A 25197-nucleotide genomic window follows, 5' to 3' on the forward strand; every position below is an offset into this window, starting at 1 on the left:
TGAGGAGTGACGCAGATGGTGCAGAAGAAGGTCCTCTCGGTCGTGCTGGCGGGCGGTGAGGGCAAGCGTCTGATGCCGCTGACGGCCGACCGTGCCAAGCCGGCCGTCCCGTTCGGCGGCACGTACCGCCTCATCGACTTCGCGCTGTCCAACCTGGTCAACAGCCGGTACCGCGAGATCGTCGTGCTGACGCAGTACAAGTCGCACTCGCTGGACCGCCACATCTCCGAGACGTGGCGGATGTCCACGCTGCTGAACAACTACGTGGCCTCCGTGCCGGCGCAGCAGCGCCGGGGCAAGGACTGGTTCACGGGCAGCGCGAACGCCATCTACCAGTCCATGAACCTGATCCACGACGCACGGCCGGACATCGTCGTCGTCATCGGCGCGGACCACGTCTACCACATGGACTTCCAGCAGATGGTGGACCAGCACATCGCCTCGGGCGCCAAGGCGACCGTGGCCGCGGTGCGCCAGCCCCTCGAGCTGGCCTCCTCGTTCGGGGTGATCGAGACGGACCCGAAGGACAGGACGCGGATCTCGGCGTTCGTGGAGAAGCCGGAGACGACCCCCGGCCTGCCGGACGACCCCACGCAGTTCCTGGCCTCGATGGGCAACTACGTGTTCGACACGGACGCCCTCGTGGCGGCGCTGAACCAGGACGAGGAGAACCCCGAGTCGAACAACGACATGGGCGGGGACATCATCCCGCTGTTCGTGGAGCGCGGCGAGGCCGGGGTGTACGACTTCACCTCCAACGAGGTGCCCGGCGGCACGGCCGGCAAGCACTACTGGCGGGACGTCGGCACCCTGGACTCCTACTACGACGCGCACATGGACCTGGTGCAGCCGTGGCCGGAGTTCAACCTCTACAACCGCGAGTGGCCGCTCTACACCCGCCAGTCCGTCTCCCCGCCCGCCAAGCTCGTGCGCTCGTCCACCCGCCGCCCCGGCTCGGCGAACGACTCGATCCTCTCCCAGGGCGTGGTCATCTCCGGCGGCACCGTGGCCCAGTCCGTGCTCTCCACGGACGTGCGCGTGCAGAACGAGGCGTGGGTGGAGCAGTCGGTGCTGCTGGACTCCGTGGTGATCGGCGAGGGGGCCCACGTGCGCAACGCGATCCTGGACAAGAACGTGGTCGTGCCCCCGGGCGCGCGCATCGGCTTCGACCGGGCGGAGGACGAGGCGAACGGCTACACCGTGACAGAATCCGGCCTGACGGTGCTCTCCAAGGGCCAGCCCGTCCCGACGCCGCACTGACGCGGCCACGGGCCGCCGGTCCCGGACCACCGTCGACGCGCGGGCACGCCCCGGTGTGTCCGCGCGTCGCCGTCCCCGCTGGATCCCCGACCGGAGGCTCGCCTTGACCGACACCACCCCCGACCTCGACGCCACCAACGTCACCCGCGCTGAGGCCGCGGAACGCTCCCGCCTGCTCACGGTGCAGGACTACGCCGTGGACGTGGACCTCTCCGACGCCCGGGACGCTGCGACCGACACCTATCCGGTCCGCACCGTGATCCGCTTCGCGTGCGCCGAGCCGGGCGCGCAGACCCACCTGGACTGGATCCACGGGGGCGTGGAGTCGGTGACCCTCAACGGCACGGCGCTGGACGTGGCCGAGGTCGTGGGCGGGGCCCGGGTGCTGCTGCCCGATCTGGCGGCGCAGAACGTGGTCGAGCTGGTCGGCCGGTCCGTGTACTCCCGGTCGGGCGAGGGCCTGCACCGCTTCACGGACCCCGCCGACGGCGAGGTCTACCTCTACACCCAGTACGAGCCCGCCGACGCGCGCCGCGTGTTCCCGGACTTCGAGCAGCCGGACCTCAAGGCCGCCTTCACCTTCTCCCTCACCGGACCCGAGGACTGGGTGCTGGCCTCGAACCGGCCCGAGGTGTCCCGGACGCGGGCCGGGGACGGCGTCGTCCGGGCGGAGTTCGCCCCGACGCTCCCCCAGTCCACCTACATCACGACGCTGCTCGCCGGCCCCTATGCGCAGTGGGAGGACGCCTGGGACGGTCACCCGGCCAGCGGTGCGCAGGCCGTGCCGCTGCGGCTGTTCACCCGGCGCACGATGGCCGACGCGTTCGACCCCGAGGCCGTGTTCGACGTGACGAAGCGGGGGCTGACGTTCTTCCACGACCTCTTCGGCGTCGCGTACCCGTGGGGCAAGTACGACCAGGCGTTCGTGCCCGAGTACAACCTCGGCGCCATGGAGAACCCGGGCCTCGTGACCTTCACCGAGGACTTCGTGTTCACCTCGCGGGCTACCGCGGTCCAGTACGAGGGCCGGGCCAACGTGATCCTGCACGAGATGGCGCACATGTGGTTCGGCGACCTCGTGACGATGCACTGGTGGGACGACCTGTGGCTCAAGGAGTCGTTCGCGGACTATATGGGCGCCCTCGGCGTGGACGAGGCCACCGACTTCCGGACCGCGTGGGTGACCTTCGCGTCCCGCCGCAAGGCCTGGGCGTACGTGCAGGACCAGATGCCGACGACGCACCCCATCGTCGCGGACATCGTCGACCTCGAGGCCGCCCGTCAGAACTTCGACGGCATCACCTACGCCAAGGGCGCCTCCGTGCTCAAGCAGCTGGCCGCCTACGTGGGCCGGGACGCGTTCTTCGACGCCGCGCACCGCTACTTCGCCGCCCATGCGTGGGGCAACGCCTCCCTCGCCGACTTCATGGCCGCGCTCGAGGCCGCCTCGGGGCGGGACATGCGCGCGTGGGCGGACGCGTGGCTGCACACCTCCGGCGTGCCCCGGCTACGGGTCGACGTCGACGGTGACGCCCCGGCGCTGCGCCAGGAGGGCACGGACCCGGTCACGGGCGAGTCGATCCTCCGCCCACACGTGCTGAAGGTCGGCGTCTTCACGCCCGGGCAGGACGGCGTCCTGCGCCGCACCGCCCAGGTCACCGCCGACGTGCCGGGCGGGGCGGAGGGCGCGGCCGTGCCCCTGCCGGACCTCGAGGTCCCCGGGGGCATCCGCCTCGTGCTGCCCAACGACGAGGACCTCACCTACGCCGCCGTCGCGCTCGACGCGGACTCGCTGCGCGCGGCCCTGACGCACCCCATCGCGGACCCGCTCGCGGAGGCCACCGTGTGGGCCGCCCTGTGGTCGATGACCCGCGACGGCGCGCTGCCGGTCGCCCGGTTCCTGGACGCGGTGGCGACGCTGTCCGCGCGGATCGCGACCGTGGGCGTGCACGCGCAGGTGCTGGCGCAGGCCGCCGCGGCCGTGGGCCAGTACGCCCGCGCCGAGGACCGTGACGCGCTGCGGGCCCGGCTGGGCGAGGTCCTGGCCGAGCAGACCCGCACGCTCGAGGCCGGCTCCGACCGCCAGCGCACCGCGGCCCGCACGTGGGCGACGCTGGCGCGGGCCGACGTCGGGATGGCCGCGGCCCTCGAGGCCGCCCTGCTCGGCGAGGACACGGCGACGTCGGCGCCGGGCCTGGCGATCGACGCGGAGCTGCGCTGGCTCGTGCTCCAGGCCCTCGCCGCGACCGGCCGGGCCGACCAGGACCGCCTGGACGCGGAGCTCGAGGCCGGCCGCACCGCCCAGACGGTCACGTGGCATCGCCTCGCCGCGGCCACCCGCCCCGAGGCCGAGGTCAAGGCCGCGGCGTGGGAGGCGGTCATGTCCGGCCGCACGGCCACCGGCGCGGAGCTGTCCAACGACCTGCTCTCGGCCACGGCGGCCGGCTTCGCCGCGGGCGACGTCGCGCTGCTCGCGCCCTACGAGTCCGGCTTCTGGCCGCGCCTGACCTCGGTGTGGGCCTCGCGGTCCAACGGGCTGGCCTCGCGCGCGATCGGCGGGCTGTTCCCAGCCCGCCAGGACGCGGTGGCCGGCGGCGCCGACGCGCAGGAGTCGCACCCGACGCTGGCCGCGGCCCAGCGCTGGCTGGACGAGCACCCCGACGCCCCGGGGGCCCTGCGGCGCCTGGTCGTGGAGCACACGGACGCCCTGCGGCGGTCCCTGCGCGTGCAGGCGGTGCAGCCGGCGGGCTGAGCGGTAAGTCCTCCCGCGCAGAGTGGTCACGACACGCCGCCTCCCCTCGGGCGAGACGGCGTGTCGTGACCATTCCAGCTCAGGGCGCGGCGACGCGGAGCACGCGTTCCCGGCCCACCCGGCGCAGGCCCACGGCGTCGGCGGCGCGCTGGGCGTCCCGGTCGCGCATCCCCACCCGCTCGACGACGACGGGCCGCGTCTCCAGCACGGCCGTCAGTTCGGCGTGGCGCGCCACGTGCGTGGCCCCGCCGTCCGGGTCGAGAGACAGCGCCTGCCGGTCGGCCGCGTGGAGCCAGGCCGCCGACACGTCCTCCACCGGGCCGCGCAGGTGCGCGCCGAGGGAGGCGTCGTCGAGCAGGTCGGAGACGTCGGCGTCCGCGAGGCGGGCCACGAGTGCGGGTGGCCCGGCGACCACCGCGGTCGTGTGGAGCAGGACCACGTGCAGCAGCTCCGGGTCGGCGTCCGCGGCGGGCGCGAGCACGACGCCCGGGTCCTCCCACGCCGTCGGCGCGACGCCGAGTCCCGCGGCCAGTCCGGTCCGCAGCGCGGCGGTCGCGTCGGCGCCCAGCACGTCGGCCGGCGCGACCGTGCCGAGGGCCAGCGGGTGGACGCCGAGCAGCCGGTTCAGGGCGCGGGCCTCGCGGTGCGCCCGGTCCACGAGGGCGGCCAGCTCGGGCGAGGTCTCCCCCACCAGCGGCAGCTCGCGCAACGTTGCGGCACCCACCGGCACCCCGGCCTCGGCCGCGACCGCTGCCAGCGCGTCCCAGTGTCGCGTCTCCTCCTGGGCAGGCGTGCGGCCGCCGCCCGGCTCGTCCGGCCCGGTCACCGTGGCGGCGGCCTCGTCGAGGTCGCGGACCGTGACGAGGTCCCACGTGCCGTCCGCGCTCCAGCCGCGGTCCGTGAGCAGAGGCACGCGGCGGCCGGAGGCGAGCTCCAGCTCGAGGGCGCAGTGGACGTCCACGGTCGACCGTGGGCGCCGCGGGGCGTCGGAGCGGGCGATCAGGCGGACGGGGGCGTCGTCGTCGGGGGTCATGGTCCGATCCTGACAGAGCCGCCCCGCCACACCTCGACGCGTCGGGGGCGGTTTCGGGCGGTATTCACGTCGAATACCGCCCGAAACCGCCCCCGGACGGAAGCGTGCCGGACGGTGCCGGGACGCCGTCAGGTGGCTCAGGGCACCCGCGCGGTCCACTCCGGGGTCGCGAACTTGGTGCGGGCCAGCTGCTCGGCCTCCTCACGGGTGGCCTCGTCCAGCTCGACGCGGCGGGCGCCGTAGCGCTCCTCGAAGGTGGTCATCATGGTCTCCCAGATCTCGGCGCGGGAGACGCCGGTCTGGCGCCGGAGCGGGTCCACGCGCTTCTTCGCCGAGGTCACGCCCTTGCCGCGCAGCTTCTCCCGGCCGATGCGCAGCACCTCGAGCATCTTGTCCGCGTCGATGTCGTAGCTCATCGTCACGTGGTGCAGCAGCCCGGCCGTGCCCACCCGCTTCTGCGCGGCGCCGCCGATCTTCCCCTGGTCCGTGGCGATGTCGTTGAGCGGCTGGTAGAACGCGTGCACGCCGAGTCGGGAGAGCGCGTCCATGGTCCACTCGTCCAGGAACGGGTAGGTCTCCGCCGTCTCCAGCCCGTCGACCAGCGACGACGGGACGTGCATCGAGTACGTGACGCAGTTGTCCGCCTCCATGAACATCGCGCCGCCGCCGGAGATCCGCCGCACCACGTTGATGCCGTGCCGCCGCGCCCCCTCGGGGTCCACCTCGTTGGCGAGCGACTGGAAGGCGCCGATCACCACGGCCGGCTCGTTCCACTGCCACAGGCGCATGGTCGGCTTGCGACGTCCCTCGGCCACCTGCCGGGTGAGCACCTCGTCCAGGGCCACGGTGAGCGCGATCGGCATCGGCTCCGGCCCGATGACCTCCCACTCGTGGTCCCCCCACGTGGTCGCCTTGCCGAGGGCCCGACGCACGGCCGAGGCCACCGCGAAGGCGTCCACGCCGAACAGCTCGGCCTCGGGTCGCAGACCCCGCTCGACGGCCTCCCGGATGACGCGATGCTCGGCGTCCGCGGACAGCCCGGTCACCGCCGCGTTGAGGTCCTCGAGCGCCTCGTCCGGCTCGAGGAAGAAGTCACCGTTGATGCTGGCGGTCGCGATCCGGCCGTCCGCGAGGCTCAGGTCCGCCGCGACCAGCTTGCCGCCGATCACCTTGTATTCACCGTGGAGAGTCGTCATGCCCGCCAGCCTACGGGCGACGCGACGGGCCCCGCACCGCCCGGATCGCTCCGGGGGCGCGGGGCCCGTCGTCGTGGTGGGCGCGCGGCTCAGGCCGCCGCGGTCACTTCTTGCCGCCGAAGCCCTTGAAGCGGGCGTTGAAGCGCTCGACGCGGCCGGCGGTGTCCATGATGCGCTGCTTGCCCGTGTAGAACGGGTGCGAGGCGGCCGAGATCTCGACGTCGATCACCGGGTAGGTGTTGCCATCGGTCCACTCCGCGGTCTTCTCGGAGTTCGCGGTGCTGCGGGTGAGGATCTTCTCACCGGAGGCGAGGTCGTTGAAGATGACGTAGCGGTAATCCGGGTGGATCTCAGACTTCATGGTGCATCCTTCGTTTCAGCCGCCTGATTGGGACCAGGGGCGCGAGAGGTGTGGTCAGGGGGTCCGCCGGACGGCGGGCCAGCCGCCCACTCTACCGCACCCGGGCCGGTCAGCGTGCGCGCAGCTCCCACAGCGCGACCGCCGCGGCCGCGGCCACGTTCAGTGAGTCGACGCCGTCGGGCATGGGGATGACGACGTCGGCGTCGGTCTGGGCGAGGGTCTCGGGCCGGACCCCCGGCCCCTCCTGGCCGAGGACGAGGGCCAGGCGCTCGGCGGTCCGCAGCGGCTCGATCTCCGGCGAGTCCAGGCCCACGGCGCGGTCCGTCACCTCGAGGGCGGCCACCGCGAACCCGGCCGCCCGCAGCGCGGGCAGCGACGCGGCGACCGGGCCGGGCAGGCGCGCCCACGGCAGGCGGAACACCGTGCCCATCGAGACGCGGATGGCGCGCCGGTACAGCGGGTCGGCGGCCTGCGGGGTGAGCAGCAGCGCGTCCCAGCCGAGGGCGACGGCGGAGCGCACCACGGCACCCAGGTTCGTGTGGTCCACGACGTCCTCGGCGATGAGCACGCGCCGGGCGCCCGCGAGGACGTCGGCGAGCGGCCGGGGTGCGGGGCGGTCCATCGCGGCCAGGGCGCCGCGGTGCAGGTGGAAGCCGGTGAGGGCCTCGAGCACGTCGTCGGGTCCGGTGAAGACCGGGACGTCCGGATGGGCGGCGAGCACGTCCGCGAAGGACCCGCGGTAGCGGTCCCCCAGCAGGAAGGAGCGCGGGGTGTGTCCGGCGTCCAGCGCGCGGCGGACCACCTGGGAGGACTCGGCGAGGAAGACGCCGTGCTCGGCGTCGACGCGACGGCGCAGCGCCGCGTCCGTCATGGTCGTGTAGGGGGCCAGGCGGGGGTCCGCGAGGTCCTCGATCCGCTCCAGGCGCACCTCGCGGGTCCCGACCTCACCCACCCGAGACCTGCCGCATCACCATGACCACCAGCCCGGCCAGGCCCACGATCACGATGGTGACGCGCAGCGCCGTCGGCGAGATGCGCCGGCCGATCCGCGCGCCCACGAGCCCGCCCACGAGCGAGGAGAGCGCGATCAACAGGACGGCCCGCCAGTCGATGCGGTCGAAGGCGAAGACCAGGTAGAACGCGGCGGCGGTGAGGTTGACCACCAGCGACAGCCACGTCTTCACCGCGTTGGCGTGCACGAGGGTGCCGCCCACCAGCAGCACGCCGAAGATCGCCATGAGCATGACGCCCTGGGCGGCCACGAAGTAGCCGCCGTAGATGCCGGTCAGGAACACGAGCGTCCACAGCGTCGGGGTCACGGGGCCCACCGGCACGGGAGAGTCCGCGCCGGGGGTCGGTCCCTGGTCCTCCGCCCGACGCCGGACCCACCCCTGGATGCGCGGCTGCAGCACGACGACCGTCAGGGCCACCACGAGCAGCACCGGCGCGACGTAGCCGAACACGGCCGGGGGCAGCGTGGTGAGCAGGGCGGCGCCGATGACCCCGCCGAGCAGGGACGCGACGGTCAGCTTCGGCAGGAGCGCCCGGGACTGGGCCAGCTCGCGGCGGTACCCGTACGTGCCGGAGAAGCCCGAGGCCACCAGGCCCATCGCGTTGGAGACCTGGGCCGTCACGGGCGGGAACCCGACCGCCACGAGCGTCGGGAAGGTGACGAGCGTGCCCGAGCCGATCACCGAGTTGATCGTGCCGGCCCAGAACCCCGCGAGCAGCACGAGCAGGACCTGCCACAGGTCCATGCCCAGCAGCTGCGCGGTCAGCAGCCCCGTCACCGGGCCACGGCGGTGTACCGACCGCCGGTGCGCGTCACCTTCAGGTCCGTGCCGAACGCCGCGGAGAGGTGCTCCTCGGTGAGCGTCGACTCGATGGGCCCGGCCGCCACGACGCCGCCGTCCCGCAGCAGCAGCGCATGGGTGAAGCCCGGGGGCACCTCCTCGAGGTGGTGCGTGACGAGGATCAGCGCGGGCGCGTCCTCGTCCGTGGCGAGCGCCGTCAGCTGGCGCACGAGGTCCTCCCGCCCGGCGAGGTCCAGGCCTGCGGCGGGCTCGTCCAGCAGGAGCAGCTCGGGGTCGGTCATCAGGGCGCGGGCGATGAGCACGCGCTTGCGCTCACCGTCGGAGAGGGTGCCGAACGCGCGGTGCGCGAGGCGGGAGAGCCCCCAGGTCGCGACGAGGCCGAGGGCGCGGGCGCGATCCTCCGTCTCGTACCGCTCGCGCCACGTGCCGGTGATCCCGTAGGCGGCGGTGACGACGGCGTCCTGCACGGTCTCGTTCGCGGGCACCTGGGCGGCGAGCTGGGCGGAGGACAGGCCGATGCGCGGGCGCAGCTCGAACACGTCGACGGCGCCGAGCACCTCGTCCAGCACACCGACGTCGCCGGCGGTCGGGTGCAGGCGGGCCGCGGCCAGCTGGAGCAGCGTCGACTTGCCGGCGCCGTTCGGGCCCATCACGATCCACCGCTGCCCCGCGCGGACCGTCCAGTCCAGGGGGCCGAGGATGTCGGTGGTGCCGCGGCGCACGCGCACGCGGCGCATCTGCAGCACGGCGTCCTCATCCGGGAGGAACCAGTCGTCGGGAGGCGCGGGGGTGGTCATGGGGGCCAGCCTAGTCCGGCCGGCCGGCGCGTCGCCGATGCGACGCACGCCCGGCCGCGCCCGCACCCCCGCCTAGGATGCCGCGCATGAGCACCCTGCGCCGCCTCGTCGTCACCGCCGACCCCGCCCTCCTCGTCACGGACGCGCCCCCGGCCGGCGTGCCCGACGACGCCGAGCGGCTCACCGACGACGGCCTGCTGGGCTGGCGCTTCGCCGCGGACGAGTGGGCGGCGGCCCCGGAGCCGGGCTCCGGGTGGGACGTGCTCACGCTGCCGGCGGCGGTCGCCGCCGTGCCGGCGCCCCTCGTGGTGACGGACGTGGACTCCACGCTGATCCGGCAGGAGGTCATCGAGCTGCTCGCCGCCCATGCCGGCCGCGAGGCCGAGGTCGCCGAGGTGACGGAGCGGGCGATGCGCGGCGAGCTCGACTTCGCCGCCTCGCTGCACGCGCGCGTCGAGGCGCTCGCGGGGCTGCCCGTGGGCGTCGTGGCGGACGTGGTGCGGGCCATCCGGCCCACCGAGGGAGCCCTCGCGCTGATCGAGGCCGTCACCGCGGCCGGCGGCCGGGTGTGCGCCGTCTCGGGCGGCTTCACGCAGGTGCTCGCCCCGCTGGCCGAAGCGTGGGGCGTGCACGCCTACTGCGCCAACGAGCTCGAGGTGCGGGACGGGCACCTGACCGGGAAGGTGCCCGGCGACGTCGTGGACCGCGCGGCGAAGGCCGCCATGCTGCGTGCCTGGGCCGAGGACGCGGGGTTCTCCCCCGAGCAGGCCGTCGGCGTGGGCGACGGCGCCAACGACATCGACCTGCTCGAGGCGGCCGGCTGCGGCGTGGCCCTGTGCGCGAAGCCGATCCTCCGGAAGCACGCGGACGTCGTCGTCGACGTGCCCTCCTTCACCCCCCTGCGGTGGCTCCTCGGTCTCTGAGCCGCCCGAGCCGAGATGCCACGAGGGCCGGATCCCACGGATCCGGCCCTCGTGGTCAGGGGTGTGGTGCGGTTCAGTTCTGCCCGAGGAAGTCCTCGGCGCCGCCCACGAGCTCGGTGTGGCCGACCTCGAGGTCGTCGCGGCCCACGAGAGAGGCGATCTCGGCGGCGAACTCCTCCACCGAGTAGAGCTTGCCGGCGGCCTCGCGGCGGGCCTCGATGGCACCGGGCTCGGCGCGGTTGAGCAGGGTGGCGGTGATGGTGCCCTCGATCATGTCGCCGGAGACCACCACAAAGCCCACGCCCTTCTCCGTGAACGCGGGGATGCGCTCGCGCAGCGCGTCCTCGCCGGCGCGCTTGGAGCGGGCCACGGGCTCGTAGGAGTCCATGGTGGCGACCTCGTCGATGAAGTGCGCCTGGTGGGAGGTCACGAACACGATCTGCCCGCCGGCGCCCATGCGCTCCAGCGCGGCGTCGGCCAGCGCGGCCTGGGCGTCACGGTTGAGCTTCAGGGCGTAGTCCTCGCCGAACTGGGACTCCATGCCGCCCGAGGCGTTGAGCACGAGCACGTCGAGTGAGCCGAAGTGCTCCACGGCGGCGTCCAGCAGCGCGGCCCGGTCCTCGGCGACGGTCACGTCGCCGCCCACGGCCACGGCGCGGCCGCCGGCCTCCTCGATCTTCTGCACCACCTTGTTCGCGCGCGGCGCCTTCTGGCGGTAGTTCACCACGACGCCCGCGCCGCGGGCGGCCAGCAGCTCGGCGGTGGCGGCTCCGATGCCGCGGGAGGAGCCGGTGACGACGACGCCGCGTCCGGCCAGGTCCTGCTCGGTCATGTTCTGTGCTTCCTGTCTGCTCAGCGGTCGGTGGTCGTCAGTGGCCCATGCCCAGGCCGCCGTCCACGGGGATCACGGCCCCGGAGATGTACGCGGCCTCGTCCGAGGCCAGCCAGCGCACGACGCCGGCCACCTCCTCCGGGGCGGCGAAGCGGCCGGCCGGGATGGACGTCTTGTACTGGGCCTTGAGCTCGTCGTCGAGGGACTGCGTCATCTCGGTGTCGATGTAGCCGGGGGCCACGACGTTCGCGGTCACGCCGCGCGCGCCGAGCTCGCGCGTGATCGAGCGGGCCATCCCGACGAGGCCGGACTTGGAGGCGGCGTAGTTGACCTGGCCGGGCGAGCCGAGCAGGCCCACCACGGAGGAGATCAGGACGATGCGGCCGCGCTTCAGGCGCATCATGCCCTTGGTGGCGCGCTGCACTACGCGGAAGGCGCCGGTGAGGTTCGTGTCGATCACCGAGGTGAAGTCATCCTCGGACATGCGCAGCAGCAGCTGGTCGTGGGTGATCCCGGCGTTGGCCACGAGCACCTCGACCGGGCCGTGGGCCTGCTCGACCTCGCGGAAGGCCGCGTCCACGGAGGCCGCGTCCGTCACGTCGGCCCGGACCGCGAGGACCCCCTCCGGCCCCTCCCCCGAGCGGGAGGTGATGGCCACGCGGTCGCCGTTCGCGGCGAATGCCCGGGCGATGGCCAGGCCGATGCCGCGGTTGCCCCCCGTGACGAGGACGCTGCGGCCGGCGGCCTGCGCGTCCGCTGCGGGCGTGGTGGTCTGATCGGCCATGGGAACACCTTCCGGACGGGACGGGACTAGACTGGAGCACCGGCGCGGCGCCGTCGACGCCGTCCTGCGGGACGCCGCCGACGGCGGGCGCGCCGGCATGTGAACCACCACTCTACGTCCGCGGCCGCGCGGGGGCCCTCCGCAGGGCGCGACGTGCCAGGAGGATGCGCCATGACCAGCTCCGCCGCCGGCTCCCGAGCCGGCCGTCCCGCCCACGCCGGGCGCGGGGCGACACCGGAGGTCCAGGGGGTCACCACCGCCGCCGCCGGCCGCAGCGCGGACCGGGAGGCGCGCATGAGGGTCTACCTGGTCCAGATGCTGGTCCGCACCGCCTGCTTCGTCGCCGCGCTCTTCACCCACGGCTGGTGGCAGCTCGGGTTCATCCTCGGCGCGGTCGTGCTGCCCTACGTCGCCGTCGTGCGCGTGAACAACACCGGCCCGCAGCAGGCCGGCACCCTGCGCGCCGTGCCCGCCCAGGGACCGGCCCTGACCCCCCGCCCCGACGACGCGGCGGCGCCCGAGCCGGTCGTGCTCACCGGCGACCTCGTGGACGACCCGCGCGACCGTGCGCCACGGGCGCTGGGCCGAGGGTCCTCGTCCGCCGGCGGTCCCGGCCTGCCCGGACGGGGCGGCGCGTGATCGGCGCGGTCCCGGGTGAGCCGGGCATGGACCTGCTGGGCGCCCTCGCGTCCGGCCGCCTTGACCCCGCCGCCGGTGCCTCCACTGCCCGATCCCCGCACGCCGCCGTGGACGGGCCCGAGCGGCCGGTCTGCTCGCGTCGTGGCTGCACCGCGGAGGCCGCCTGGGCCCTGGAGTGGAACAACCCGCGCGTCCACGCCCCGGACCGCGTGAAGACCTGGCTGGCCTGCACGGACCATCGGCCCTTCCTGGACGACTTCCTGAGCGCCCGCGGCTTCCTGCGGCGCTCCCGCCCGCTCGATCCGGCCGCCACGCAGGCGCCCGAGGTCGACACGCCCGAGACCCCGCAGGAGCCCCCGCGCCCATGAGCACCCCCGCCCCCATGACGGACCCGACCGCCCGCGACGCCGAACGCCTTCCTGCCCTGCGCTTCGGCTTCCTCGCCACCGGCCCGTGGATCCTCGGCTTCGTGGTGTGCGTCCTCTTCGCGTTCCTGTGCCATGCGCTCGCGCAGTGGCAGTGGGACCGCCGCGTGGAGGTCCAGCACCGCGTCAACCGCGTCCTGGAGAACTACGACGACGACCCGGTTCCGTTCGCCGAGGCCTCCCGGCTGTTCACCGCGTTCCAGACCGACGACGAGTGGACGCCCGTGACACTGACCGGCGAGTACCTCGTCGACGAGACGCTCATCGTCCGCAACCGCCCCCGGGCCGGCCAGCCCGGCTACGAGGTGCTCGTGCCGTTCCGGACGGACGAGGGCCCCGTCGTCGTGGTGGACCGCGGCTGGCTCCCGGTGGGCAACAGTCCGGGTCAGCCGGACGCCGTGCCGGCCCCGCCCGCCGGCCACGCCGAGGTCGTGGTGCGGGTCAAGCCCGGGGAGCCGGCCCTGGACCGCGACGCCCCGGACGGTCAGGTGCCCTCGATCGACCTCGCCGAGATCGCCGACACCGTGGGCGGGCCCGTGGCCGGAACTGCCTACGGGATCATGGTCACGGAGGACCCGGCGGTGGAGCCGATGCCGCAGAAGCTCGTCGAGCCCACCCTCGACGAGGGCCCGCACCTGTCCTACGCGATCCAGTGGTACCTGTTCGCGGCCATGGGCTTCGGGGTGTGGGGGTACTCCGCGTGGATGCGCGCCCGCAACGACCGGGCCGACGCCCTCGACGACGCCGCGGACGAGGGGCTGCTCTCCGCGCACCGGGTCCCCCGCGCCAAGCCGGCCCGGCGGCGGCGCGACGGGCGGCTCACGGACGAGGAGGCCGAGGACGCGCTCTTCGACTGAGCCCGCCCTCCGCCTCGGCGGCCCGCGCACTCAGGCGAGGGTGATGAGGTCCCTGTAGTCGTCGTTCCAGAGGTCCTCGACCCCGTCCGGCAGCAGCACCACGCGCTCGGGGTCGAGCGCCTCGACGGCGCCCTCGTCGTGGGTCACGAGCACCACGGCGCCCTCGTACTGCTGCAGCGCGTTCAGGATCTCCTCGCGGCTGGCGGGGTCGAGGTTGTTCGTGGGCTCGTCCAGCAGCAGCACGTTCGCGCTCGAGGCCACGAGCGTGGCCAGCGCCAGGCGGGTCTTCTCGCCACCGGAGAGGACGCGGGCGGGCTTGTCGACGTCGTCGCCCTGGAAGAGGAACGATCCGAGCAGCGTGCGCACCTGGGTGTCGCCGAGCTGCGGGGCGGCGTGGCGCATGTTGTCCAGGACCGACGCGTCCTGGTCCAGGGTGTCGTGCTCCTGGGCGAAGTAGCCCAGCTTGAGCCCGTGGCCCGCCTGGACCTCGCCGGTGTCCGGGGTCTCCTCCCCGGCAAGCATGCGCAGCAGCGTCGTCTTGCCGGCGCCGTTGTAGCCCAGGATCACCACGCGCGAGCCGCGGTCGATCGCCAGGTCCACTCCCGTGAAGATCTCGAGCGAGCCGTAGGACTTGGAGAGGTTCTCGGCGCGCAGCGGCGTCTTGCCGGAGGCCTGCGGGGTGGGGAAGCGGATCGCGGCCACGCGGTCGACCGCGCGCTCGCCCTCGACGCCGCGCATGAGCCGCTCGGCGCGCTTGATCATGTTCTGCGCGGCGGTGGCCTTGGTCGCCTTGGCACGCATCTTCTCGGCCTGGGCCATGAGGGCCGAGGCCTTCTTCTCCGCGTTGGCGAACTCCCGGCGGCGGCGCGCCTCGTCCTGCTGGCGCTGGGCGAGGTAGTTCTTCCACGTCATGTTGTAGACGTCCATGGTCTGCCGGTTCGCGTCCAGGTAGAGGACCTTGTTCACGGTCATCTCCATGAGCTCCACGTCGTGCGAGATCATCAGGAGGCCGCCGGAGTAGGTCTTCAGGTAGTCGCGCAGCCACACGATCGAGTCGTGGTCGAGGTGGTTGGTGGGCTCGTCCAGCAGCATGATGTCCGCGTCGGAGAAGAGGATGCGGGCGAGCTCCACGCGGCGGCGCTGGCCGCCGGAGAGGGTGTGCAGCGGCTGGTCCAGGACGCGGTCCGGCAGGCCGAGGTTGGACGTGATCCGGGCGGCCTCGGACTCGGCCGCGTAGCCGCCGCGGGCCTCGAACTCCGCCTCCAGACGGGAGTAGCGGTTCATCGCCCGCTCCCGCTCGGCGTCGTCGACGGCGGCCATCCCGGCCTCGGCCTCGCGCATGCGCCGGATGGTCTGGTCCAGGTCGCGGGCGGAGAGGATGCGGTCGCGGCCGGACTGGTCCATGTCCTCGACCTTGGGGTCCTGGGGCAGATAGCCGATGCGCCCGGTCCGGGTCACGGCGCCCGCCGTGGGCTGCCCGCCGCCGGCCAACACCTTGGTCAGCGTCGTCTTGCCGGCGCCGTTGCGCCCCACGAGGCCGACCTTGTCCCCCTTGTCCACGCGGAAGTTCACCTCGTCCATGAGGAGACGGGCGCCCACGCGCAGTTCGACATCGGTGACGGTCAGCATGGGGGTGTCAGACTCCAGGGGTCGAGGGAAGAACAGGGGTGCATCGGCAGGTCCCGGCCGATCTCGACGGGCGGGGGCCAGCGCGGTGCCGGGCCAGTCTAGTCCGTCTACACTCTGGCCCCATGAGCTTCAACGAGAACGTGCAGATCGACGCCGGCCGGGCCCGATCGGGCGGTGGCGGCGGGCTGGGGGGCCGGGGCATCGCCATCGGCGGTGGCGGCGGCCTGCTCGCGGTGCTGCTCGCGATCTTCGCGCCCGGGCTGGCCGAGCAGCTCGGGATCGACACGGGTGGCGGGTCCGTCGGCCAGAGCCAGTACCAGCAGCAGACGGGCTCGGGCGGCCAGAGCCAGCCCCTCTCGGACGAGGAGTGCGCCAGCGGTGCGGACGCCAACCAGAACACGGACTGCCGGGTCATCGCGACCACCGAGGCCGCGGACGAGTTCTGGGGCGAGTACCTCGCGCAGTTCTCGGACATCCAGTGGCGCCAGCCGCAGCTCACCCTGTTCCAGGGCGGCGTGAGCACCGGCTGCGGCAGCGCCTCCTCGGCCACGGGCCCGTTCTACTGCCCGGCGGACGAGTCCATGTACTTCGACACCGCGTTCTTCGATACGCTGCAGACCGACTTCGGCGCCGAGGGCGGACCGCTGGCGGAGGAGTACATCGTGGCGCACGAGTACGGCCACCACGTCCAGCAGGTCACCGGGTACCTGCAGCACTCGAAGGACGGGACCACCGGCCCGACCTCCGGCGCCGTGCGCGCGGAGCTGCAGGCCGACTGCTTCGCCGGCATGTGGGCCGGGCACGCCGCCTCCACCGTGGACCCCGAGTCCGGTGCGCCGTTCCTGAAGCCGATCTCGCAGGGCCAGCTGCGCCAGGCCATCGACGCGGCCTCCGCCGTGGGCGATGACCGCATCCAGTCCACCCACACCGGCCGGGTGAACCCCGAGGCGTTCACCCACGGCACCTCCGAGCAGCGCATGGCCTGGTTCATGCGCGGCTACCAGAGCTCCCAGCAGGAGCCGGACATCCGTCAGTGCGACACGTTCCGGGCCTCCTCCCTGGACATCTGAGCCGGGAGCCCCGGGGCGCCTGCGGGCCCGTCCGCACTCCCCCACCACGACGGCGGCCCGTCACCTTCACGCAGAAGGTGACGGGCCGCCGTCGTGGTCCGGGCCGGATCAGATGTTGAAGCCGAGGGCGCGCATCTGGTCGCGACCGTCCTCGGTGATCCGCTCGGGGCCCCACGGGGGCATCCAGACCCAGTTCAGCCGCCACTCGTCCACCATGGTGCCGATCGCGCGGGAGACCTGGTCCTCGATCTCGTCCGTGAGCGGGCAGGCCGCGGTGGTCAGGGTCATGTCCACGAGCAGCGCGCCGTCGTCGGCGTAGTGCAGCCCGTAGAGCAGGCCCAGGTCCACGACGTTGACGCCCAGCTCCGGATCGATCACGTCCTTGAGGGCCTCACGGATGTCCTCCGTGGGCGCCTGGTTCGTGGTCTCCGTCATCTCAGGCCCCCGCCGCGGCCTTCTCGAAGCGGGCGTAGCCCTCGGCCTCGAGCTGCTCGGCGAGCTCCGGGCCGCCGGACTCGGCGACGCGGCCGTCCACCAGCACGTGCACGTGATCCGGCTTGATGTAGTTGAGGATCCGCGTGTAGTGGGTGATCAGCAGGGTGCCCATCTCGTTCTGCGCCTGGGCGCGGTTGACGCCCTCGGAGACGATGCGCAGCGCGTCGACGTCGAGGCCGGAGTCGGTCTCGTCGAGGATCGCGAACGTGGGCTTGAACAGCTCGAGCTGGAGGATCTCGGCGCGCTTCTTCTCGCCGCCGGAGAAGCCCTCGTTGACGTTGCGGTTCATGAACGCCGGGTCGATCTGCAGGGCCTCGAAGGCGCCCTTGACGTCCTTGGTCCAGGTGCGCAGCGAGGGGGCCTGGCCGTCGAGCGCGGTCTTGGCGGTGCGCAGGAAGTTGGTCATGGTGACGCCCGGGATCTCCACGGGGTACTGCATGGCCAGGAAGAGGCCGGCCTGCGCGCGCTCGTCGACGCTCATCTCCAGCACATCCTCGCCGTCGAGGGTGATGGAGCCGGAGGTGACCTCGTAGCGCGGGTGGCCGGCGATGGTCGAGGCCAGGGTGGACTTGCCGGAGCCGTTCGGTCCCATGATCGCGTGGGTCTCGCCCGTCTCGATGGTCAGGGAGAGGCCCTTCAGGATCTCCTTGGGGCCGTTCTCGGTCGCGATCTGCACGTGCAGGTCGGTGATCTGCAGGGTTGCCATGGTGGTTCTCCTCAGGTGGAAGGCGGTGGGGTCTGCGGGGCGTCGGTCAGAGCTGCGCGATGCGCAGCTCGTCCTCCATGACGGCGGTCAGCTCGTCCTCGACGTCGCCGATGCCGATCTTCTGGATGATCTCGTTGAGGAAGCCGCGCACGATCAGGCGGCGGGCCTCGGTCTCGGAGATGCCGCGGGCCATCAGGTAGAACAGCTGGGTCTCGTCGAAGCGGCCGGTCGCGGACGCGTGGCCCGCACCCTCGATCACGCCGGTCTCGATCTCCAGGTTCGGCACCGAGTCCGCGCGCGCCCCGTCGGAGAGCAGCAGGTTCTGGTTCTTCTCGTACGTGTCCGTGCCCTCGGCCTCCTTGCGGATCAGCACGTCGCCCACCCACACGGTGCGCGCGTCCGTGCCCTGCAGGGCGCCCTTGTAGAGCACGTTGGAGACGCAGTCCGGCTGGTTGTGGTCCACGAACAGGCGGTTCTCGAGGTGCTGACCGGCGTCGGCGAAGTACAGGCCGTACATCTCGGCCTCGCCGCGCGCCGCGGCGAACCGCGCGGTCGGGGTCAGCCGCACCACGCCGCCGCCGTAGGACACGGCCACGTGCTTGAAGTGCGCGTTCGTGGCGACCGAGGCCTGCTGGGCCGAGACGTGCACGGCATCGCCCTCCCAGGCCTGCAGCGCGACCACGTTCAGGCGGGCGTCGCGGCGCACGTCGAACTCGACGTTCTGGGCCAGCACGGCGGTGCCGCGGTGGGCAATCACGACGTCGGCCTGCGCGTTCTCCTCCACGAGCACGGTCAGGTGCATCGCGGCCGGGTCGGCCGAGGAGCCGACGACGTCGATGCGCACCGGCTCGGCGACCTCACCGGAGATCGTCACGACGGTGGCCTCGGAGACCGAGTTCCAGGCCGCGGCGGACACGCGGTCGTCCGGGGTCAGGACGGAGCCGACGCGGGCGTCGTCGCGGGCCACGGTCTCCACCGTGACGCCGGCCTGCTCGGCCACGGTCACGGCGGGGGCGGCACCGGTCAGGCGCGCGTCGTCGCCCTGGGGCAGGTGCAGCCCGCCCAGGCGCTTGAGCGGGGTGAAGCGCCAGTCCTCCTCGCGCCCCGTGAGCACGGGGAAGTCGGACAGCTCGAAGGAGCTGAGGCGATCGGCGCGCGAGCCCGCGGCGTTGCGCTCCCGGCCCCCGGCCCGGGCAGCCGGGTTCTGTGCGACGGTGAGCTTCTCGCCCTCCTCGCCCATGCCCGGGATCATGGTCCGCTGGGTGTTCTCCACGGTGTCGGTCATGTCAGCCCACCGATCCTTCCATCTGCAGTTCGATCAGCTTGTTGAGCTCGAGCGCGTACTCCATGGGCAGCTCGCGGGCGATCGGCTCGATGAAGCCGCGCACGATCATGGCCATGGCCTCGTCCTCGGACATCCCGCGGCTCATGAGGTAGAAGAGCTGCTCCTCGGACACCTTCGAGACGGTCGCCTCGTGGCCGAGGGTCACGTCGTCCTCCCGGATGTCGATGTACGGGTACGTGTCGGAGCGGGAGACCGTGTCCACGAGCAGGGCGTCGCACACCACCGAGTTCGCGGAGCCGTTCGCGCCCTCGGCGATCTGCACCAGGCCGCGATAGGCGGCGCGGCCGCCGCTGCGGGCCACGGACTTGGACACGATCGAGGAGTTCGTGTGCGGGGCCATGTGCACCATCTTGGAGCCGGTGTCCTGGTGCTGGTCCTTGCCCGCGAACGCGACGGAGAGGGTCTCGCCGGTGGCGTGCTCGCCGGTCAGGTACACGGCCGGGTACTTCATGGTCACCTTGGAGCCGATGTTGCCGTCGATCCACTCCATGGTGCCGCCGGCCTCGACCACGGCGCGCTTGGTCACGAGGTTGTACACGTTCGTGGACCAGTTCTGGATGGTGGTGTAGCGCACGCGGGCGTTCTTCTTCACCACGATCTCGACGACGGCCGAGTGCAGCGAGTCGGACTGGTAGATCGGGGCGGTGCAGCCCTCGATGTAGTGCACGTACGAGTCCTCGTCCGCGATGATCAGCGTCCGCTCGAACTGGCCCATGTTCTCCGTGTTGATGCGGAAGTAGGCCTGCAGCGGGATCTCCACGTGCACGCCCTTGGGCACGTACACGAAGGAGCCGCCGGACCACACGGCCGTGTTCAGGGAGGCGAACTTGTTGTCGCCGACCGGGATCACGGTGCCGAAGTACTCCTCGAAGATCTCCGGGTGCTCCTTGAGCGCGGTGTCGGTGTCGAGGAACACGACGCCCTGCTCCTCCAGGTCCTCGCGGATCTGGTGGTAGACGACCTCGGACTCGTACTGGGCGGCGACGCCGGCCACGAGACGCTCGCGCTCGGCCTCGGGGATGCCCAGGCGCTCGTAGGTGTTGCGGATGTCCTCGGGCAGGTCCTCCCAGGTCTTGGCCTGGCCCTCGGTGGAGCGCACGAAGTACTTGATGTTGTCGAAGTCGATGCCCGACAGGTCCGGGCCCCACGCCGGCATCGGCTTGCGCTCGAAGTACTTGAGGGCCTTGAGGCGCAGGTTGCGCATCCACTCCGGCTCGTCCTTCTTGCCGGAGATGTCGCGCACGACGTCCTCGTTCAGACCGCGGACGGCCTTCTCGCCGGCCGCGTCGGAGTCGGCCCAGCCGTACTGGTAGGCGCCGATGGCGTTGAGCTCGGGGTTCTTGTCGAGGATCTCCTGGATCACGCCGGGGTCGGCGGTCTCCGCGGAGTCCCGCTGGACGATCTGGTCGGTCATCTCAGCCTCTCTCACTAGTCACTGCGGTCGGGGTCGGTCGGGTGGTCGGCGGGAGCCGGGGCGTGGCCCGCGCGGCTCAGTCGCGGCCCAGCGGCACGTGTGTGGTGCACACGTGGGCGCCGGCGGCGAGGGTCGAGAGCCGGCGCACGTCCACCTCGAGCAGGCGGGCGAACAGCGCGGTCTCCTCTTCACAGAACTCCGGATGGCGCGCGGGAATTCCCTGGAACGGGCAGTGCCCCTGGCAGACCTGGTCCGCGCGGAGGGTGGGCGCCAGGCCCGCGCCGAAGTGGCGCAGCGTGCCGGCGTAGCCGGCCTCGTCGAGGACCCGCGCGAGGATCCGGGTGCGGTCCTGCAGCGCAGTCTCCCGGCCGTCGACGGCGGCCGTGAAGCGCTCCTCGATCTCCCGGAAGGCGTGGCGCGCGGTGCGGCGCACCTCCTCCTCCCCGCCGAGCTCCTCGAGGCGGGCCAGGGTGTCCAGGGCGACGGCGAGGTGGTCCTTGGGCAGGTGCTCCTGCGCGTGCGAGGTGACCACGTAACGGCGGGAGGGCCGTCCCGCGCCGCGGGCCGCGGTGACCCGCTTGACCTCGACGAGCGAGTCCTCCTCGAGCGCGTCCAGATGGCGGCGCACGGCGGCCGCGGTCAGCTCCAGCTCGCGACCGATCTCGGCCGCGCTGACGGGACCACGCGTTAGGACCAGCTGCAGCACACGCTCGCGCGTGCCCTCGGCCGGGGCCGGAGCGGGGGGCGACGCAGACTCATCCGAATACACCACGCCATCATGACCTATTGATCTGGAACGGTTCAAGTGAGGCTCGCCTGGCTTGATGACGGTCGCGGCGGAACCCGCGGCAGACCCGGGCGTCCCCGGCCCCACGAGCCGGGGTCGCAGGGCCCGAGGACTAGACTGGCACAGTGCCCCGACCTCCCCTGACCCCGGATCCCGTGCCGCGCGACGAGCCCGTCCTGCGCCTGAGCGACGTCCACCGGAGCCTCGGCCGCGGCCGGTCCCGCACCCCCGTCCTGCGGGGCGTCGACCTCACCGCCCGTGCCGGCGCCGTCACGGTGCTGCTCGGCCCCAACGGGGCCGGCAAGTCCACCACCCTCGGCCTCTGCCACGGCATGGACCGGCCCGACGCCGGCACCGTGCGCGTGTTCGGCGCAGACCCGTGGCGGGCCTCCGCCGACCTGCGCGCCCGCATCGGCGTGATGTGGCAGGAGGGCGGCCTGCCGCCCGCGATCCCCGCCCGCCGCTTCATCGGCCACGTGGCGTCCCTGTACCGCGACCCGCTGCCCGTCGAGCCGCTGCTGGAGCGCCTGCTGATCGCCGACGTCGCCGGCCGCCCCCTGCGCCGCCTCTCCGGTGGCCAGCGCCAGCGCGTCGCGCTCGCGGCCGCCCTCGTCGGCCGGCCGGACATGCTGTTCCTCGACGAGCCCACCGCGGGCCTCGACCCGGAGACCCGGCCCGTCGTGCACGACGTCGTGCGGGAACAGACTGACCGCGGCGCCGCCGTGCTGCTGACCACGCACCTGCTCGACGACGCCGAGCGGCTCGCGGACGACGTCGCCATCCTGCGCGCCGGCCGCGTGGTCCGCTCCGGCCCGCTGTCCGAGCTCACACGCGTGGCCGAGGGCGACGTCGTCGACGTGGACTTCGGCGACGCCTCCCCCGACGCCGTCCGCGCCTGGGCCGACACCCTGCCCGCGCCGCTGCGCGCGGCCGGCCTCGACGAGTCCGCCCGCCTGCGCGTGGCCGGCGTCCGCGGCCCGGACGACCTGGCCGTCCTCGCGGCGAGCTGGCGGGAGCACGCCCTGATGCCCACCCGATTCGAGCGCGCCGGACTGCGCCTCGAGCAGATCCTCCGGGAGACCGCCGCATGAGCATGCCCGTCGTCGACCACCGCGCCCCGGCCGGCGCCGGAGCCCACGCCGGCGCCGCCCCGCTGGCCACCCGCGTCCTGCGTCAGGCCGGCTACGAGACCGGCACCGCGCTGCGCAACGGCGAGCAGCTGCTCGTCACCGTGGTGCTGCCCCTGCTCGCGCTCGTGGGCGTGCACGTCACCGGCCTGCTGGACGCCCCCGGCCGCTCGGGCCTGGACGTGGCCGTGCCCGGCGTGCTCGCCCTGGCCGTGATCAGCTCCGCGTTCACGGCCACCGCGATCGCCACGGGCTTCGAGCGTCGCTACGACGTGCTCGCCGCCCTGGCCACCACCCCGCTGGGCACGCTCGGCCTCGTCGCCGGCAAGGCCCTGGCGGTGGTGGCCCTCCTGCTGGTGCAGGTGAGCGTGATCGGCGGCGTCGGCCTGGCGCTCGGCTGGCGTCCGGACCCCGAGGGGATCCTGCCGGCCCTCGTCGCCCTCGCGCTGGGGGCCGCCGCCTTCACGGCCCTCGGGCTGCTGCTCGCCGGCACGGCCCGGCCGGAGGCGACCCTCGCCGTCGCCAACCTGCTGTGGGTGCTGTTCGGCGCCGTCGGCGGCACGGTGTTCCCCGCGCGGGTGCCCGGCGTGGACCTGCTCCCCTCCGGCGCGCTGGGCACGGCCCTGCGGGCCGCCCTCCTGGACGGGGCCTGGTCGCCCGTCCCCCTGCTCGTGCTCACCCTGTGGGGCGCCGTGGCCGTCGCGGCCGCGCTCCGCTGGTTCCGCTGGCGGCCCTGAGCCGTTCCCCGTCCCCCTGCATCGAACGATCGGAAGGACACCGTGTCCACCACCACCCCCGCGGCCGGGACCGCCCCGGCCGGGCTCGCCGCCCGCCTGCCGCAGCGCCTCACGAAGGCCACCATGGCCCTCGCCGTGGCGTCCCTGGCGTCCGAGATCGGCATCATCGTCACCGGCGGCGCCGTGCGCCTCACCGGCTCCGGCCTGGGCTGCCCCACGTGGCCCAAGTGCTCACCCGAGTCCCTCACCAACACCCCAGAGATGGGCATCCACGGCTACATCGAATTCGGCAACCGGACGCTGACGTTCGTCCTGGTGGTCATCGCCGCCGCCATGTTCCTGTCCCTGTGGAACCTGCGCGGCACCCACCGGAGCCCCTTCTGGCTCTCCGTGGGCCTGCTGGCCGGCATCCCCGCGCAGGCCCTCGTGGGCGGCGTCGTGGTCCTGACGCATCTGAACCCGTGGTGGGTGGCCGGTCACTTCATCGTGTCCTCGATCATGGTCGCCGTGGCGACCCTGCTCGTGGTGCGCATCGCCGCCGAGCGCCGCGCCGGCCGGGCGGGCGTGCCCCTCGTGGACGGCGCCACCACCGTCCGGTCCCGTGCCGCCGCCTGGGCGGCGTTCGCGCTGACGTGGGCCGCCGTGTACCTGGGCACCGTGGTGACCGGCACGGGCCCGCACTCCGGCGACCCCGGCTCGCCGCGCCACGAGTTCGACCCGCTGCTGGTCACCCGGATCCACGTGATCCCGGTGTACCTGCTCCTGGCGGCCGCCCTGGTCCTGTTCTTCACGGTGCGCCGCGCGGCCGGCGCCTCCCGCCTGCAGCGCGCCGCCGTGCTGCGGCTCCTGCTCGCCCTCGTGTTCCAGGCCGCCGTGGGCTACACCCAGCACTTCACGGGCCTGCCGATCGGTGTGGTCCTGCTGCACATGCTCGGCTCGGCACTGCTCGTGGCGTCGGCGACGGAGGCCTGGGACCGGCAGGTCGCCCGCTACGTCACGGCCGGACCCGGTGCCGCGGTCGAGACCGCCACGCCCGCGCGCACCGTCGCCGCGGGCTGACGCCCCGCGCACGCGAACGGCCCCGCACCGGCTGGTGCGGGGCCGTCGTCGTCGGCGTCCCGGGGAGCGCTGGGGGCGGACCGGCGCTCAGGCGCCGAAGTGCATCAGCGGCGCACCCACGAACGGGTCCACGGCCAGGGCGATGAACAGCAGCGTCAGGTAGGTGATGGAGAGGTGGAAGACCTTCATGGCCTTGCGGTCCTCGAAGTCCTCGCGCTGGGCCTGCACCTGCAGCACGTGGGACTCCCAGATTAACCAGCCGCCGACGACGAGCGCGACCGCGGTGTAGACGATGCCGGCCCAGCCCATCGGCACGAGCAGGAGGGAGCAGGCCACGGTGGCCCACGCGTAGAGCACGACCTGGTTGGAGACGTGGCGCGCGGAGGCGATGGCGCCGAGCATCGGCACGTCGGCCTGCTGGTAGTCGCGCTTGTACTTCATGGACAGCGGCCAGTAGTGCGGGGGCGTCCACAGGAAGACCACGAGGAACAGCACGATGGCCGGCCACTCGACGGTCCCGCGCACGGCCGCCCAGCCGATCAGCACGGGGAAGCAGCCGGCGATGCCGCCCCACACGATGTTCTGCTCCGTGCGGCGCTTGAGCACGAGCGAGTACACGACCACGTAGAAGAAGATGGCGGCCACACCCAGGCCGGCCGCCAGCCAGTTGGCGCCGAACCCGAGGATCAGGATGGACACGACCGTCTGCACCCACGCGAACACGAGGGCCTCGCGGGGGGTGACCTCGCCGGTGACGAGCGGCCGGTTCTCGGTGCGCTTCATGACCCGGTCGATGTCGCGGTCGATGTAGCAGTTGAAGGTGCCGGAGGCGCCGGCGGCGAGCGCACCGCCGACGAGCGTGGCGATCATGGTGAGCACGTCCGGGAAGCCGCGCTGCGCGAAGATCATGGTCGGCAGCGTGGTCACCAGCAGCAGCTCGATCACCCGGGGCTTCGTCAGCTCGACGTACGCCCGGACCTTGCGGCGCAGGGGCAGCGGGGACCGGTCGACGACGCCGGGCTCGGCGGCGGCGACGCGGGCGGCGGACGGCGACTCCAGGGAGGATGACATCTGCTTCTCACGGTGAGGGGACGGTGGGCGTGCCCGTCCCGGGGTTCGGATCGGCCACTCGGGCGGTCCGCCTGCGGTCAGGCC

25 protein-coding genes are annotated in these 25197 nt (G+C 73.2%); 10 read left to right on the forward strand and 15 right to left on the reverse strand.

Annotated elements, in window-relative coordinates; genetic code table 11:
• Positions 1 to 15: 15 nt before the first annotated feature.
• Both glgC and pepN read left to right on the forward strand, forming a co-directional pair.
• Entirely contained in the window at positions 16 to 1260 is a 1245-nt protein-coding gene (glgC, locus tag NR072_RS03115) for a glucose-1-phosphate adenylyltransferase (protein WP_036315219.1), read from the forward strand.
• A 103-nt stretch (positions 1261 to 1363) separates the two neighbouring features.
• The gene (gene pepN, locus NR072_RS03120; protein WP_256836096.1) at positions 1364 to 4012 is read left to right on the forward strand and encodes an aminopeptidase N; all 2649 of its coding nucleotides are present in this window, start codon (positions 1364 to 1366) and stop codon (positions 4010 to 4012) included.
• Between the two features lie 79 nt (positions 4013 to 4091).
• Here pepN and NR072_RS03125 read toward each other — a convergent pair whose 3' ends face one another.
• The 6 genes from NR072_RS03125 to NR072_RS03150 form a co-directional block, all read right to left on the reverse strand.
• Positions 4092 to 5045, reverse strand: coding sequence for a hypothetical protein (locus NR072_RS03125; RefSeq protein ID WP_256836098.1), 954 nt, complete (start codon positions 5043 to 5045; stop codon positions 4092 to 4094).
• A 137-nt stretch (positions 5046 to 5182) separates the two neighbouring features.
• Entirely contained in the window at positions 5183 to 6241 is a 1059-nt protein-coding gene (locus NR072_RS03130) for a biotin/lipoate A/B protein ligase family protein (protein WP_256836100.1), read from the reverse strand.
• Positions 6242 to 6344: 103 nt separating this feature from the next.
• Positions 6345 to 6602 carry a type B 50S ribosomal protein L31 gene (locus NR072_RS03135; protein ID WP_036336843.1) on the reverse strand — a complete coding sequence of 86 codons (258 nt, stop codon included), beginning with the start codon at positions 6600 to 6602 and terminating at the stop codon, positions 6345 to 6347.
• A 109-nt stretch (positions 6603 to 6711) separates the two neighbouring features.
• Entirely contained in the window at positions 6712 to 7554 is an 843-nt protein-coding gene (locus tag NR072_RS03140) for an RNA methyltransferase (RefSeq protein ID WP_256836101.1), read from the reverse strand.
• Positions 7547 to 8392, reverse strand: a complete 846-nt coding sequence (locus tag NR072_RS03145; RefSeq protein WP_041103831.1) for a sulfite exporter TauE/SafE family protein — start codon at positions 8390 to 8392, stop codon at positions 7547 to 7549. The genes NR072_RS03140 and NR072_RS03145 overlap by 8 nt, the downstream gene beginning before the upstream one ends.
• Positions 8389 to 9213: an ABC transporter ATP-binding protein gene (locus NR072_RS03150; RefSeq protein WP_044658934.1), complete on the reverse strand. Its 825-nt coding sequence runs from the start codon at positions 9211 to 9213 to the stop codon at positions 8389 to 8391. The genes NR072_RS03145 and NR072_RS03150 overlap by 4 nt, the downstream gene beginning before the upstream one ends.
• Positions 9214 to 9299: 86 nt before the next feature.
• Here NR072_RS03150 and serB point away from each other — a divergent pair, with 86 nt between their 5' ends.
• Positions 9300 to 10136 (forward strand): phosphoserine phosphatase SerB, encoded by an 837-nt coding sequence (gene serB / locus NR072_RS03155; RefSeq protein WP_256836102.1) that lies wholly within the window; start codon positions 9300 to 9302, stop codon positions 10134 to 10136.
• Positions 10137 to 10209: 73 nt separating this feature from the next.
• On the opposite strand, the gene NR072_RS03160 is transcribed toward serB, so the two are convergent.
• Both NR072_RS03160 and NR072_RS03165 read right to left on the reverse strand, forming a co-directional pair.
• Entirely contained in the window at positions 10210 to 10968 is a 759-nt protein-coding gene (locus tag NR072_RS03160) for an SDR family oxidoreductase (RefSeq protein WP_115261112.1), read from the reverse strand.
• A 37-nt stretch (positions 10969 to 11005) separates the two neighbouring features.
• Positions 11006 to 11752, reverse strand: coding sequence for a beta-ketoacyl-ACP reductase (locus NR072_RS03165; protein ID WP_036336835.1), 747 nt, complete (start codon positions 11750 to 11752; stop codon positions 11006 to 11008).
• Between the two features lie 171 nt (positions 11753 to 11923).
• On the opposite strand from NR072_RS03165, the gene NR072_RS03170 reads away from it, so the two are divergent.
• The 3 genes from NR072_RS03170 to NR072_RS03180 are packed head-to-tail and all read left to right on the forward strand — an operon-like array spanning position 11924 to position 13673.
• The gene (locus NR072_RS03170) at positions 11924 to 12391 is read left to right on the forward strand and encodes a DUF3099 domain-containing protein (RefSeq protein ID WP_036336833.1); all 468 of its coding nucleotides are present in this window, start codon (positions 11924 to 11926) and stop codon (positions 12389 to 12391) included.
• Positions 12388 to 12759 carry a hypothetical protein gene (locus tag NR072_RS03175; protein ID WP_036336831.1) on the forward strand — a complete coding sequence of 124 codons (372 nt, stop codon included), beginning with the start codon at positions 12388 to 12390 and terminating at the stop codon, positions 12757 to 12759. Before NR072_RS03170 ends, NR072_RS03175 begins: the two co-directional genes overlap by 4 nt.
• Positions 12756 to 13673 (forward strand): SURF1 family protein, encoded by a 918-nt coding sequence (locus tag NR072_RS03180; RefSeq protein WP_256836103.1) that lies wholly within the window; start codon positions 12756 to 12758, stop codon positions 13671 to 13673. Before NR072_RS03175 ends, NR072_RS03180 begins: the two co-directional genes overlap by 4 nt.
• Positions 13674 to 13703: 30 nt before the next feature.
• Here NR072_RS03180 and abc-f read toward each other — a convergent pair whose 3' ends face one another.
• Positions 13704 to 15302 carry a ribosomal protection-like ABC-F family protein gene (gene abc-f, locus NR072_RS03185; RefSeq protein ID WP_095347727.1) on the reverse strand — a complete coding sequence of 533 codons (1599 nt, stop codon included), beginning with the start codon at positions 15300 to 15302 and terminating at the stop codon, positions 13704 to 13706.
• 122 nt (positions 15303 to 15424) lie between these two features.
• On the opposite strand from abc-f, the gene NR072_RS03190 reads away from it, so the two are divergent.
• A complete protein-coding gene (locus tag NR072_RS03190; RefSeq protein ID WP_256836104.1) occupies positions 15425 to 16372 on the forward strand; it encodes a neutral zinc metallopeptidase in 948 nt (315 codons plus the stop codon).
• A 108-nt stretch (positions 16373 to 16480) separates the two neighbouring features.
• Here NR072_RS03190 and NR072_RS03195 read toward each other — a convergent pair whose 3' ends face one another.
• The 5 genes from NR072_RS03195 to NR072_RS03215 all read right to left on the reverse strand — a co-directional run bounded on the left by NR072_RS03195 (position 16481) and on the right by NR072_RS03215 (position 21104).
• Positions 16481 to 16807 carry a metal-sulfur cluster assembly factor gene (locus NR072_RS03195; protein ID WP_002855327.1) on the reverse strand — a complete coding sequence of 109 codons (327 nt, stop codon included), beginning with the start codon at positions 16805 to 16807 and terminating at the stop codon, positions 16481 to 16483.
• Between the two features lies 1 nt (position 16808).
• Entirely contained in the window at positions 16809 to 17573 is a 765-nt protein-coding gene (sufC, locus tag NR072_RS03200; protein WP_036315253.1) for a Fe-S cluster assembly ATPase SufC, read from the reverse strand.
• A 46-nt stretch (positions 17574 to 17619) separates the two neighbouring features.
• Positions 17620 to 18858: a Fe-S cluster assembly protein SufD gene (gene sufD, locus NR072_RS03205; RefSeq protein ID WP_256836105.1), complete on the reverse strand. Its 1239-nt coding sequence runs from the start codon at positions 18856 to 18858 to the stop codon at positions 17620 to 17622.
• A 1-nt stretch (position 18859) separates the two neighbouring features.
• The gene (gene sufB, locus NR072_RS03210; RefSeq protein WP_049158418.1) at positions 18860 to 20332 is read right to left on the reverse strand and encodes a Fe-S cluster assembly protein SufB; all 1473 of its coding nucleotides are present in this window, start codon (positions 20330 to 20332) and stop codon (positions 18860 to 18862) included.
• A gap of 76 nt (positions 20333 to 20408) precedes the next feature.
• A complete protein-coding gene (locus tag NR072_RS03215) occupies positions 20409 to 21104 on the reverse strand; it encodes a helix-turn-helix domain-containing protein (protein WP_256836106.1) in 696 nt (231 codons plus the stop codon).
• A 140-nt stretch (positions 21105 to 21244) separates the two neighbouring features.
• Here NR072_RS03215 and NR072_RS03220 point away from each other — a divergent pair, with 140 nt between their 5' ends.
• Genes NR072_RS03220 through NR072_RS03230 form a run of 3 tightly spaced genes read left to right on the forward strand, consistent with a single transcriptional unit; the run spans position 21245 to position 24042 of the window.
• Complete coding sequence (locus NR072_RS03220; protein WP_233263272.1) at positions 21245 to 22210, forward strand: ABC transporter ATP-binding protein; 966 nt, start codon at positions 21245 to 21247, stop codon at positions 22208 to 22210.
• Positions 22207 to 22983: an ABC transporter permease gene (locus NR072_RS03225; protein WP_256836108.1), complete on the forward strand. Its 777-nt coding sequence runs from the start codon at positions 22207 to 22209 to the stop codon at positions 22981 to 22983. Before NR072_RS03220 ends, NR072_RS03225 begins: the two co-directional genes overlap by 4 nt.
• A 42-nt stretch (positions 22984 to 23025) precedes the next feature.
• Positions 23026 to 24042, forward strand: coding sequence for a heme A synthase (locus NR072_RS03230; RefSeq protein WP_036315267.1), 1017 nt, complete (start codon positions 23026 to 23028; stop codon positions 24040 to 24042).
• Positions 24043 to 24129: 87 nt separating this feature from the next.
• Here NR072_RS03230 and NR072_RS03235 read toward each other — a convergent pair whose 3' ends face one another.
• Positions 24130 to 25113, reverse strand: coding sequence for a heme o synthase (locus tag NR072_RS03235; protein ID WP_256836110.1), 984 nt, complete (start codon positions 25111 to 25113; stop codon positions 24130 to 24132).
• Positions 25114 to 25197: the final 84 nt, after the last annotated feature.

It is taken from the genome of Micrococcus sp. Mcc89 (genome assembly GCF_024519795.1).
Classification (GTDB): Bacteria; Actinomycetota; Actinomycetes; order Actinomycetales; family Micrococcaceae; genus Micrococcus; species Micrococcus luteus.